We start from the raw sequence: 13,638 nt of genomic DNA, 5'->3' as shown, positions 1-13,638 counted from the left end.
GGCACCGGCGGCACCGGCGGCACCGGCGGACGCGGCGGCTGTGGCATCGGCGGAACCTGAGGGAACGGCGTGACCGGCGGCGTCATCCGTGGCTCGCGATCGTCCTCCGCGCCACTTCCGGCCCAAAGCCCGGCAGCCGCACCACCGTCGGGCCTCCGACGTGTACTGCCATCATCGGGACGCCGCTCCCCCTCGGCCCGCCGCCGACCTTCATCACCCTCGGGCCGCCCGCCGGTATCGGAGCGCACACCGCCGTCAGGCCGCGATCCGCCGTCGGTCCGCGACTGCCTCTCGCCACCCTCGGTCGTAGACAGGTCAGCCTCGCCCTCGGGGCTAGCGGTCCGTTCCCGCCGACCTCCATCACTGTCAGGCCGCCGACCGCTGTCGGGCGACACACCACCTTCCGACTGCGCCCCACCCTCGGGCGGCATTCCGACCCCTGGCCGCGACCGCCCGGCACTACCCTCCGGCCGCGACAAGCCACCCTCGGTCAGAGCAGTCCGCTCACCGTCAGCAGATTGGACTCCGCCCTCCGGAGCACGGCCACCGTCCTCAGAACGCGCAGGGCCCTCAGACTGCGTTCGGCCTTCGGGCCGTGACTGTCCCGCATCACCTTCGGCCTCGGGCCGAGCAGCTCTCTCCCCCTCACCTCGATCGTTCTCGGACTGCACACCATCCTCGGACGGCGTTCCAGCCTCCGGCCCCGACCGCTCAGCGCTACCCTCCGGCCGCGACAAGCCGCCCTCGGTTCGAGCAGTCCGCTCACCGTCCGCAGATCGGGCTCCGCCCTCCGGGGCGCGGCGACCGTCCTCACCTTCCAGGCGAGCGGTCCGCTCCGCGACCGGCGGGGACGACACACCCGCATCCGGCGAGTCGTCGCCGGTCTCGGTAAGCGACTGTCCACCAGCGGTATCCGGACGGACCGTACCTTCGGCGGCACCTCTTTCCGACTCGGCGCCCGCCTCATCCGGCTGCGACCGGTTCTCGTCGGTCTCCGAATCGGCATCGGTCGCGGGGCGAGTCGGCCCTTCGGTCGTCGGACGAGACAGGCTGGTGCCGGTATTCGGTCGAGAAGTCTCCGCACTGCTCTCGCTGCGTTGTCCCGGAACAGGTTTCGAGGTATCGCCGGGGTCCGATCCGCTCGGGTCGGAATAGGTCGGCGTCTCCGCGACCGGCTCGGGCTGTTCCGAAGCGTTCGGCAGCGACCGTGCCGCACCGGCGGGGTCGGAATCGGGTACTGGGTCGGGGCGCGACGGTGCACCAGCCGCGCCGGAGTCGTCCCCTTCATCGCGCCGGGGCGGCTGATCATCCGCATTCGTCTCAGATTCCGGCCTACCACCGGGCCAGTACTCGGTGCGCGGATCGACGGGGTCCGACTGCTCGGCTGTCTGCCCGCGTTGTCGGCCGGAGGCCAGAGGTTCGGGCGACGTCGACTGACCAGGCAGCTGATCATCGCCGCCCGTAGTGGATTCCGGCGCACCACCTGGCCAATGCACCGTACGGGGATCGACCGGCTCATCGCCCGACAACCCGCCGCCTTCCGGCCGCGACTGGCCCACAACGGATTCGGACTCCGACACACCTCCAGGCCAATGCACCGTACGTGGATCAACCGGCTGATCACCGGACGACGAACCACCGTCCGACAGCAACTCACCGACGCCCCCATCCGCGCCGGACTCGGCCACCGTTCCGCCAGGCCAATGCACCGTACGGGGATCGACCGGCTCATCGCCCGACAACCCGCCGCCTTCCGGCCGCGACCGGCCAACACCGGATTCGGACTCCGACACACCTCCAGGCCAATGCACCGTACGCGGATCAACCGGCTGATCACCGGACGACGAACCACTTTCCGGCCGCGAGGCGCCGATGCCCTGGTTCGCGTCGGATTCGGTCACCGGTCCACCGGGCCAGTACACGGTGCGCGGATCGACCGGTCCGGAATCCTCCGAGCTCTGCTCGTCCGGGCTGGGCGGCTCGGCGGGCGGCAGTGCGGCCGTGTTGCTCTCCGTGGCGGGCGGGCGCGGTGGGAGGACGTATGGCGAGTACTCGCGTTCGCGGGGTGGCGGGGCGTACTTGGCGCCCTGGGCCCAGTCGGTGAACGGTGGGCGGTGCGAGTTCCAGTCGAAGCCGATGCGAACGGCGTGCTCGTTGGCGAGGTTCCAGAACGCGGTCGGGTTTCGGCTCAGGAAGTTCGATTCCGCCAGCGCATCCTGGAGCATCAGGATGTCGGCGTCGTTCGGTTCGCCGTCGATAAGGCGCTGCCACGCCAGCGCCACGTCGACGACCGCGTCGAGCCGCTGCCGTACGACCACGCCGGTGCGCCAATCGGTGCGCAGGTACTCGGCGTTCATCAGATGGTGCTTGATCTGCGCGATCTCCGCCCTGGTGAACGCGTGCGCCGAATCGTCGAGGCGGCCGGCGACCTCGCCCGCCAGCTCCTTTCGGTCCACCTCGGTGCCGCGGGTCAGCTCCTCGTAGATGTAGTTCACGAGTTGTTCTGCGTCACCGGGCTTTTCGTTGCGCAAGTGTCCGGTGATCTCGTCTATCGCCGCGGTGAGGTCCGGCCCGGGACGACCAGGACTGCGCGTGGTCGGCAGGCCCTCGATGTGGTCCTCGATCAGTCCGTCCACCAGCGCGACGAGTTCGGCTGCCCGCACCGCGCGCGCGGCCCCTTCGGCGGCGGGGTTGCGCGCGAGCTGGTCGGCGATCCGGTCGATATCGCTGTCGTCGCCGCGGAATCGCTCGTACTCCAGTTCGGCGCGCCGCTGGACCCGCTCCCACGCCCGCTGCTCGGCGGTCTGACTCGCCCGATACCAGCGCTCGTTCTCCGGCAGCGCGAACCGGTCCCGGACATTCCATTCGCGCGCCATCGGCTGCACGTCGGCGGACTTCTTCCGGAACCACGGGTGCCCCTTGAAGCCGGGCCGGATCCGACCGGGATGGCTCTTGTCGCCGTACCAGGTGAATCCGGACAGCTTCGCCGTCTCCAGAATCAACCGCATCGTGTGATAGAAGAGGCCGGAGAACGGCACCTCGTAGGTCGGACCGGTCTCGAGCGGATCCCCGCCGGGAATCGCGGGCAGCAGATCCTTGTTGACGCCGGGCCCGTCGTCGGTGAACGGATCCTCCAGCGCCGCCTGGAACGGATTCACCGCCCAACCGCTGACGCCCTCGGGGAGGTCGCGCGGATGGAAGGTCTTGGGCACGGTGCCGCCGTCACGATTGGTCCGCCAGCTCGGGCGGTCCGGGCGCACCTCGTGCGGCCTGCCCGCAGCGTCGAACCACCGGACCAGGAGCACACCGGGGTCGAGCGGCCGGGACCCGGTGATCTCGAGGAACTCGCGTCGCGGCCCGCCCATGCGCCGGTACCGAACCGGTTCGCCGCGGTCGGCGATGATCTCGTGGAACTCGACCGTGGTCTCGTGGCGCGTCATCGCATGCGCGACCGACGCGTTCTCCCGCACCGCGCGGGCAAGCGCCGCATCGTGATCGGCGCGCGGATTGTCGAATCCACCACGCGGAGCGACCACGATGATCCGCGGCTGGTCACCCTCGACCAGGCCGACGCGCGGCACGATGGGCCGCGCGCCCGCCTCGTCGAGGAATGCCCGACCCGCGCCGGCCAATTCGGCGATCCTGGCCTGGAGGCGATCGATCGCGTTCTCTGCGGCGTTGACCCGCTCCGCGGCCTCCCGCAGCAGATTCAGGTTGCGCGCCTGTTCGGAAACCCGGCTCGCCTCGATCGTCCTGCCCGCGACTTCCGCGAGGGTCTCGTCGAGTTGCCCATGACCGAGTTCGTTCTCGTTCACGCGCAGCCTGCGCGCCAGATCTTCGCGCATCCCGCGCCACGGTTCGACCGCGAGCACTTGGCGCGCACGTTCGCGTGCCAGCCGGTCGATCTCGGTGCGCGCCTCATGCGACAGCGTCGGCTCGACCTCGGCGCTGGATCTGCCGAGTTCGCCGAGGCGACGATCGATCTCGGCGACCCGCGCTGCCGCGCGTTCGTATTCCTCGGCCGCCCGCTGCAGCTTGAACACTTGTTGGCGGCGGTGCGAAAGCTCCGCCTCGCCCACCAATTCCGGTGTCTCCGTGGGCAAGTCCTCGCCGACGCCCAGGATCGTGCGCTGGCCGATCAGCGCGTCGCGCAGATGCTCCAAGGTCGGCGCCAGGTCCGTGCCCAGCGAGTCGTCCGCTCCGCGCAGGGTCGGCAGGATATCGGAGAACCGCGAGGCCCGGTCATTGCGCTTGGCGCGCCAGAACTCTCGCTCGGCGACAGCCGCGGCGCGCTCACGCACCAGGGCCTCGTATTCGTCCTGGGACGTCCCGTCGCGCAGGGCGGCGATCTCGTCGTCGAGCCGGGCGATGTCGTGCTCGGCGTCGTTGAAGTGTTCGGCGGCCTGTTCCAGCGCGTCGATGGCGGCGAGCCGGGCCTGCATCTCGTCGACGCGCATGGTCTTGCCGCGCAGTTCGTCCATCGTCGAGACCAGCGCGTCTCGCGTGAGATCGACGTCGACATTCACTGGCAGGTGCTGCGCCCGCATCCGCCGGATGTCGCGCCACTGCTCCCGGCGCGAGACCGCCACGGCGCGTTCGGCCAACAGTCGATCGAGCTGGTCATGTTCCCCGCGGGTCAACGACCGCTGCGGTTCCTGCGCGGGCTGTCCGGCATCCGAATCCGGTATCGAGGCAGCGCTTTCCGCGTCATCGCCGGAGGGTTCGGCGGCGAGATCGTCACGGGCGGCGACGACGATCTCGCTGCGGCTCGGCTCGGCGCCCTGCTGCGATGTCGAGTCGGAATCGGTATTCGAATCAGGCTGCTGCGCAGACGGTTCCGATCCGTCGCCGTTCGGCCCACCCGGTTCAGGCATGCCCACCGGAGGCTGGTGCGGCGGCTTCTGTCCGCCACCGCCCGCATCGGGTCCAGGCGCGAGCTGGGAGGGCGGCTGCGGGATCGTCCCCTCGGCGAGGGCGCGTCGTGCGTTCGCGACCAGGGTTTCGTGGATGACACGCGCCGGTTCGCTCGCGGCATCGCCGTCGAGTTCGACTTCGGCGAATCCCTCCGGGATCGCTTCGCCCGGGTTGAACTCGCCGTTGTCGTGGAAGCTATAACCGCTGAGCTGCCGAATCCAGGTGTGGTAGCCCTCTCCGCCCGCGGCGAGGTGCGCGGCCGCGAACTCCTCTTCGTAGCGGCGCCGCAGGATGTCCTCGATCGTCGCGCGGGTCTCCTCGGACGACAGGAAGTCGAGCACGTGGCCGAACTCGTGGACGACAGCGCCGTACACCGGCCTGCGTTCCACGCTCGGATGCTTGAACCCGCCGGCGACATCCATGCTCATCGCAGCCCAGAACAGTTCGGCACTGGTGGCCAGTTGATAGTCGAGAATGACTCGGGCGCCGCCGTTCTCGGGCTCCCACTGCGTCGCGGCGAAGGCACTGCGATGGTGGTGCACCGCGAGGACATCGAGGATCGCCACCGGCGCGCCCGGGTACTTCCTGAGCATGTCGTCGATCGCCCTGGCGTACTCCCGGAGCACCTCGGGATCGAGGTGATTCAGATCGAAGCGGAGCACTCGCAGTGCACGTCGCTCGCCCAGCAGATCGACGCCGTGCCGTTCGCTCAGTACCCGTACGATCTCCGGGATATCGCGCCGCGACCACTCGTCCTTGGGCGGCGCATCCGGCCGCTGGATCGCGCGAGGCGAAGGCTCGGCGTAGGGCTCAGGATCCTGATCGGGAGGCGTCAGCCGTAGTGGCGGTACACCCGGGTCCTCGGCCACCGGCTCCGGCGGGCTCAGCTGCGGCGGCTGAGCCGCCGAATCCCCCTCATCGCGTGAGTCGTTCGGCTCGGCAGCCGTCAGCGGCGGCGCCTGTGGCGGCTTCTTCCCGTCACCGCCCGCATCGGGCTCGGCCGGCGAGACGGCCGCGTCCCCTTCGGCTCGTGTCCTGCCGAACCGTTCTCTGATCCGCTGCCGCAGTGACTTCCCGGACGGCGGGCGCTCCGCGGATTCCGAGCGCGTGAACTCGTTGACGGGCTGGGAATCAGGTTGATGGACAGCGGGGACGACGGTGGCGCGGATCAACCAGTGGCCGTCGTTGCCGAGGCTGCGGACGGAGTCGACGCGCCAGTTCAGGCCGCGGCCGAGCATCATGACCGGGACCGGCATGCCTGACGGCAGGAAGCGGTTCATGAACAGGGCGGGCGTGCCTGCGGGAACGGTCAGTTCGAGATGGAAGCGGCCGCCGTCGATCGGGGGTGTCTCGCCGAGCGCCAGCTGCGGGAACTCCGCGATCTGGTGCAGGGAGCCGATCACGTCGCTGGACATGTCCAGCGGGTTCTCGGGCCGGACGTAGGTCATCACCGCGGTCTCGGGCAGGCGCAGGCGGGTGAGGACGTCGTCGAGAATGTCCACGGCCTCGGCCAATTCGGGGGTGAGCTCCGCCTCGCCGCGCAAGGCGGCGTCGATCGCGGCGCGGAACGTGCTGCCGTCCGCGGTCAGCGACGTGATGCGCTCCAGTACCGCGCGCTCGTGCGGGGTGAGGCCGTCGACCACCGCGTCCCAGTTCTCGAACCCGTACCGCAGGCGCGCGCCGAACTGCGGGTTGTCGATCTCGTAGCGGTCCGCCGAGGTTTCGGTCCAGCCGCCCTGTTCAGGGTTGTCCGCCTGGTCGGGACGGACAGGCCGCGTGGTGTCGCTCTGTTCCGCACGTGCGCCACCCTGCGGCTCCACCGGCCGGCCATCCGCGTCGCGCTCGACGCTGTCGGCACCACGACGCAGATCAATGGTCGGGTTGTCGCCGATGGAGGCGGTCGGATCCTGGTTCGGACCGTCGCCCGGTGGGACACCACCATCGTCCGAAGGGCCACTGTTCGGATCGTCGGGCGCCGCCTCCTGAGACCGGATCGGCTGTGTCCGTTCGGTATCCGTACCAGCGCGCCAATTCGACTCACGCGGATCACCAGGAGCCTGCCGACCCGGCGCGGGCTCGCCGGCCTGCGGACCCAGGCGTCCCAGGTCGATGGTCGGGGTGTCGGAACCACCATCCTGCGACGGGATCTGCTGTGTCCGTTGCGTATTCGCGCTCTCGTCGGCGGTCGACTCGCGCGGGTCCGCCGGGTCTTGCGGACCGGGGGCCGAAGGTTCGCCGCTCGCTTGGCCGGGGTGACGGAGATCGATGGTCGGGGTGTCGATGCCGCCCAGACCCGGGAGGTGCACCGTCGGATCGTGTGCGCCTGTCGAACTCGGCAACGGAATCGTTGGCTCTTCGGCACTTTCCGGACTCGGTAGCGGGACCGTCGGCTCTTCGGCGTCGAACGGACTCGGCAACTCGACCGTCGGATCCTCGGAACCCACCGCACCCGACAACGAAACCGTCGAATCGTCCACACCGAACCGACCCGGCAACTCGACCGTCGAATCCTCGGAACCCACCGCACCCGACAACGAAACCGTCGAATCGTCCACACCGAACGGACTCGGCAACTCGACTGTCGGATCTTCGGAACCATCCGGACCCGGCAACCGAACCGTGGGGTCGTCCGCGCCGATCGGCCTGCCGAGCGGCACCGTCGCCACATCGTCCGGTGACGGTGCGGGCGGCAGCTGGCCTGGCGACCGGCCGGGCGGCAGCGAGGGCGGGCTGTTCGGACCGGAGCCGGGGCCGGGCGGCAGTGGATCGGGGCCGTCGTCGTCGGTGTCCGGGCGCGGCGGCAGCGGCGCGTCGGCGGGCAGCGGGGCGGGCGCGTACCTGATGCCCTTGCGCCAGTCGGTCAGCGGCGGCCGTACCGAATCCCAGTCGAAGCCGATGCGGATGGCGTACTGGTTGGCGTCGCGCCAGGACACGTAGTCGTTGGCCAGCAAGAAGTTCGACTCGGCCAAGGCGTCCTGCAACATCAGCACGTCTTCCGGCCTGGCCTCGTCACCGATCAACCGCAGCCAGGCTTCGGCGACATCGGCGACCTCGTCGAGGCGCACGCGCGCAGGCGACCCGTCGATGGGCAGCGCCCGCCGATACACGGCCTCCATGTAGTGATGCTTGATCTGCGCGATCTGCTCGCGGGTGAACGCCTTGACCGAGTTGTCCAGACGCACCGCGACCTCGGCCGAGATCGCGGCCCGGTCCGGCTTCAGGCCGAGCAACGCCTCGCGGATGTCGTCGACCAATCTGGCCGCGTCGCCGGGCTGTTCGCTGCGCAGGGTGCCGGTCAGATCCGCGACGACGGCGCTGAGATCCGGGCCGGGATCGTCGGGTGTGCGAGTCGTGACCTCGATGCGCGCCGACATGTAGTCCTCGACGATGCTCGCGATCCGATCCACGATCTCCGCCGCACGCACCTCGCGCGCGGCGCCCTCGAACTCGGGGCGGGCGGCGAGATTGGCCGCGATGCGGTCGACATCGCCATCGGAGGTTCGGAACATGCGGTACTGCTCGGTGGCCCAGTCCTGCACCCGTTTCCACGCGCGCTGCTGGTCGTCCTGCTTTCGCTCGTAGCCCTCCAGCTCACCGGGTGCGTGCTCCCGCTCGGCGCGCTCGGGTTCGCGCGCCATCGGCTGGACGTCGGCGCCCTTCTTCCTGAACCAGGGATGGCCCTTGAATCCGGGCGAGATCCGGCCGGGATGCGCGGAATCGCTGTACCAGCTGAAACCGAACAGCTTCGCCGGCTCCAAGGTCAACCGCATGAAGTGGTAGAAGACGTCGGCGAAGGGCAGCTCGTAGGTCTGACCAGGGTAGATCGGATCGCCGCCCGGGATGGTCGGCAGGAGGCTCTTGTTGACGCCTGGTCCGTTGTCCACGAACGGATCCACCACCGCCGCCTGGAACGGGTTGGTCGCCCAACCGCTCACGCCCTCGGGCAGATCCCGCTCCTTGAACTCCTTCGGGGTGGTCGGGCCTTTGCGGTTGGTCGTCCACCCGGGGCGCTGCGGGTTCACCTCGTGCCAGGTCCCCGAATCGGGCTCACCGGACTGCCAGCGCACCCGGCGCAGGACCGGGGCGTCCTCGGGGCCCAGCGTCATGTATTCACGCGAGGGCGAACGCAGTCGCCTGGTCGTCACCGGCTGATCGAGTTCGGCCACGAGCTCGCGGTACTCGATCGTCGTCTCCCGCGACAGCATCGCGCGAGCCACGCGCGAATCGCGCTGAATGGCGTCGAGCAGCGCGGCATCGTGATCGGCACGCGGCGCGTCGAGCGTGCCGCGCGGCGCGATCACGATGATCCGCTGCGGGTCGCCGTCGACGAACCCGACCCGCTCGGTGACCTGACGCGCACCCTCCGCGGCGAGGAAATCCCTTCCCGCTCCGGCCAACTCGGCGATCCGGCCCTGGATGTGGGCGATGCGATGGTCGGCCTCGTTCACGCGTGTCGCGGCGTCGCGCAGCAGATCGATATTGCGGACGCGCTCGGCCAGCTCGTCCACCCTGACCGTCCGGCCCGCCACTTCCGCCAGCGCGCGGTCCAGTGCGGCGGCGTCCGGGCCGAGATCGGATTCGTTCACCCGCAGGCGCGCGGCGATATCGGCGCGCATCTGCCGCCACGGCTTGGAGTCGAGCACCTCGCGGGCGCGTTCCCCGGCCAGGCGATCGACCTCGGCGCGCACCTGCTGCGAGAGCGCTTGCGGCTCACCGACACCGACCCGGCCGAGCGCGGCGATCCGGCGATCCACTTCTGCCAGCGCCGCCTGCACCCGGTTGTACCGCAGCGCGGCATCGTGCAGTTTGAAGATCTGCTCGCGGCGACGCGCGATCTCGCCGGGGTCGAGTTGCTCGCTGGCCACATACCCGGCCTCTTCGCCGGTGCCCGCGATGCTCCTGGTCCTGGCGACGCTCGCTTCCAGATGTTCCAGGGTGCGCGCCAGATTGGACTGGTTCAGCGCCCGCGCGGCATCGCCGAACGGCAGCGGGAGATCGCTGAAACGCGAATACCTGTCATCGCGCTTGGCGCGCCAGAATTCGCGTTCTCGTGCCAGCACGGCGCGTTCGCGCATCAGCTGCCGGTACACGCCCTCCGGTGTGTTCGCCAGCTCGAGCTCGGCGATCTCCGCGTCGAGCTCGACCACCGCCGCGTCCGCGTCGTCGAACTGTTGCGCGGCCCTTGCCAGGGCATCGACGGTCGACGCGTCCGATGCGTCGAGGGCCTCCGCCCGCACGCGCCGAATGTCGTCCCACTCCGCACGCCGAGCCACGGCCTCGGCCCGCTCCGCGCGCAGCCGATCCAGGGCCTCCCGCACCTCCGGAGGCAACGGATCAGCCGCGGGCTCGCCGACCGGCGACTGCGCAGCTTGCTGCGGTAGCTGTGATTGCTCGCCCGGCTGTTCCGCCTGCGATTGCGCACCCTGCCGAGCCTGCGGTTGCTCGCCCGAATGCGCAGTCTGCGGTTGCCCACCGGGCAGCCCGGCCACAGGCTGCTCACCTGACTGCTCTCCCTGCGGCTGTTCGCCCGACTCTTCAGCCTTCGGCTGCTCACCGGGCTGCTGCGACTCGGGCGTCGGCACGCCAAGCTTCGCATGCCCGCCCTCGACCTGCTGCTGTGACGCTTCCGCGGGATCCCTGCGGTGCCTCTCCTGGTAGTCGGGCTGCGCACCCGACTCGTCCGCGGGCTCACCACGATGCCTACGCGAGCCTTCGTCGACATCCGGCGTCCCAGGCTGCGCGCCATCGGATTCCACCGAATCGGACTGCGACACACGATGCCTCGGCTCGTAGTCCTGATCCTGTGGTTGCGACTCGTCGGCGGGCTCACCACGATGCCTGCCCGAGCCTTCGCCGGCATCCGGCGTCCCAGGCTGCGCGCCATCGGAACCCGCCACATCGGACTGGGACGCACGATGCCTCGCCTCGTAGGTCTGCTCCCGCGACACCGACTCGTCCGCAGGCTCACCACGATGCCGCCCCGCGCCCTCGCCCGGACCCACCCGAGACTGTGCGTCATCGGAACCCGCCACATCGGACTGGGACGCACGATGCCTGGCTTCGTAGTCCTGCTCCCGCGGCACCGACTCGTCCGCGGGCTCACCACGATGCCTGCCCGAGCCTTCGCCGGCATCCGGCGTCCGGGTCCGTGTGCCTTCGGATTCCGCGCCATCGACAGACGTGCCACGTTGCGAAGTCACCGCAGCGTTGCCGGGAACGATCCGCGTGAGCTCATGCAGGGTTGTCAGGGCCACATGGAGGTCGTGGACGTCGGAGCGCCGGTCGGCCAGTGCCTCCACCATGCGCAACATTCCCTCGACGTCACCGGGAATGGGGTCAGGGGAGCCGGGCGCGGTCGGCAGTCGGTCGAGTGCCTCGCGCACGTACGCGTTCAACTCCCGCGCGGTACCGATGATCTGCGCGGCCGTCGGCGCCTCACCACGGTGGAACTCCGCCACCAGGTCGGCGGCGATCTCACTTCGCTCGGCAATCAGGTACCGAAGTTGCGGATCATCGAAAGTCGCTGCCCAAGCCGCGAGCTCGGCATCGGTACCACTGACCGCGTCGGGCGGCGCGAGCATATCGTCGGCGTCATCGACCATTGGATCGCTGCTGGTGACCGCTTGCAGCAACTGCGCGAATCGTGCGCGGTCATGGCGCTGGCCGGGAACGAACGGTGCGGTCTCGCCGCCGATCTGCTCGTAACGCGACTGCTCACGCTCGAGTCCGAACAGAGCGACACCGTCGATGGTCGACCCGTGTTCAGCGAGCCTGCTCACCCACTCGCTGTATCGGATACTTCCCGCCCGAACGGCTTCCACCCAGTCCGAAAGTGGAGTGAGGATATCGGCATCGAAATCTCGTATGGCGCTGGGGTACTGGCCATCCTGCTCCAGAGACCAGTTCATCAGGATCCGCGAAGCACGGCCGTTGAACTCGAAAGGATGGAGGGAGACGAACCTGCGCTGCAATTCCGCGGCGATCGCGAACGGGTCGTGGTCGGGCGCACTCTTGGCCGCGTTGTACCAGTCGCACAGTTCCTGTAGTGCGCGCCGAACGTCGTCCTGCGAGGTGAAGTCCGGATAGACGATGACCCCGAAGTCACCCGGCCCGGCGGGAGGCGGGAGGTAGGTCAGCGACGGGTTCTCCGCAATGGCGTCGAACTGCTCCGGGGTGAGTTCCTCCGACAGCACGCCTACGCGCGGCAGCGGCTCCCCGGACTCATCGATGCCCTCCGATCGTGTCGACATCGTCAGTCTGTCGTGCAGCTCGACCATGAAATCGACTGTCAGGTCGCGGTTTCCGTGCTGCCTGGCAATGAGTCGAGCCCCGAGCTGGCCCGCCCAAGCCTGCTCGCCGAAGACAACCTCCGGTCGTGGCTGCCCGGCAATCACGGCGATTGCCAGATACCGCTCCTCGATCAGCAGGCCGGCCTCCAGTAGACGTCCAGCCTCCGAATCGATCCCCAGCGCCGCCAGTCGCTCGGCGATGATCGCCTCGATCTCCCCAACGGGAGCGGCGACGTGGCCCTGAGACGGTTCCGCATGGCCCGACGCGGGATCCGCTGTCCGAGGCTGTGCACCTTCGGATTCCACCGAATCGGACTGCGACGCACGATGCCTCGCGTCGTAGTCCTGCTCCTGCGGTTGCGATTCGTCGGCTGGGAGGCCGAGGTGCTTCGAACCGCTTTCGGCAACAGGACCCGGCGGCGGAGCCTGCTCCGGCTGACGACCGCCCGGCCACACCGTGGTCCGTGGATCCTCCGGCCGAGCGAGATCAACCGTCGAATCATCACTCTCGGCAACAGGATCAGACGACCCCTGCTGAGAATGCCCACCACCAGGCCACACCTGGGTCCGCGGATCGCCCTGCGGCGGATGGCCGATCTGGCGGTGGGCGTCGCGGAGGGCGCGCTGATACCGCTCCTCGGCACGTTGGCGCGGCGACTGACGTTCGCCGGGGTCGCGCTGGTCCGGTGTGGGGGCTGCCGGGCCTTCGGAGGCGAAGTCGATGCGCCGGTGGGTGATTCGTCCATCGTCGAGGGTGGTGATCTCGATGTGGGTGACCACCACTTCCGGCCGCGCGAGCAGCGGGCGCAGCACTGGCTGCTCGGCCTCGAGTTGGGCGCGCACGTTTCCTGGCGGTTGCCAGCCCACCACGACGATGCGCGGCGGCTCACCGGCCACGATGCCGATGGTGTCATCGATGCGGCCCGCGCCCTCCTCGGCGAGCGCCTCGCGCTGCATGGCGCGGGCCAGCGCCTCGTCCAGCACCGCCACCTCGGACTCGGCGGCGAGGTAGCGCAGAGCGGCTTCGCGCAGTTCCTCGATGCGCGCGGCCTGGTCGGGGTGCGCCCGATGCAACCGGTCGACGGTGTTCGCGACCTGCTCCGGATAGGGCCCCAGCTCGTCGTGGGTGACCGGCAGGCCTTCCATCGCCGCGTTCCTGGCCACGTCCGCAGCGTCCAATTCCCTGACGGCAGCGGCATTCTCCGCCGCGAGCCGCTGGGTCACGCGGCGCGCGATCTCGACGTCGGGCCCGCGCCCCGGTTCCTCGGGATCGGGGGTCGGCGGCGCGGGCGGTCCCTGCGGTGGTTTCCGGCCGCCACCGTCGGCGGACGGGTCCGGCCGAGTGGGCGTACTCGCGCCCTCGTCCCGGCCCGAAGCCGCACTTTCAGGTGCGAAAGGCAGCGCGGGCGTCGAGGTGGGACGGGTCGCCGCGAGC

The 13,638-nt window shown here is 69.7% G+C and carries 1 protein-coding gene; it reads right to left on the bottom strand.

The genetic code is table 11. The features are described from left to right. Positions 1 to 13,638, bottom strand: a 13,638-nt coding sequence (locus NX1_RS33930) for a Fic family protein (protein WP_157120362.1), incomplete at both ends; no start/stop codon positions are given.

This window comes from Nocardia xishanensis NBRC 101358, assembly GCF_001613365.1.
GTDB classification, from domain to species: domain Bacteria; phylum Actinomycetota; class Actinomycetes; order Mycobacteriales; family Mycobacteriaceae; genus Nocardia; species Nocardia xishanensis.
Note: the sequence above shows the minus strand (reverse complement) of the source record. Positions and strands in the feature narration are given on the sequence as shown.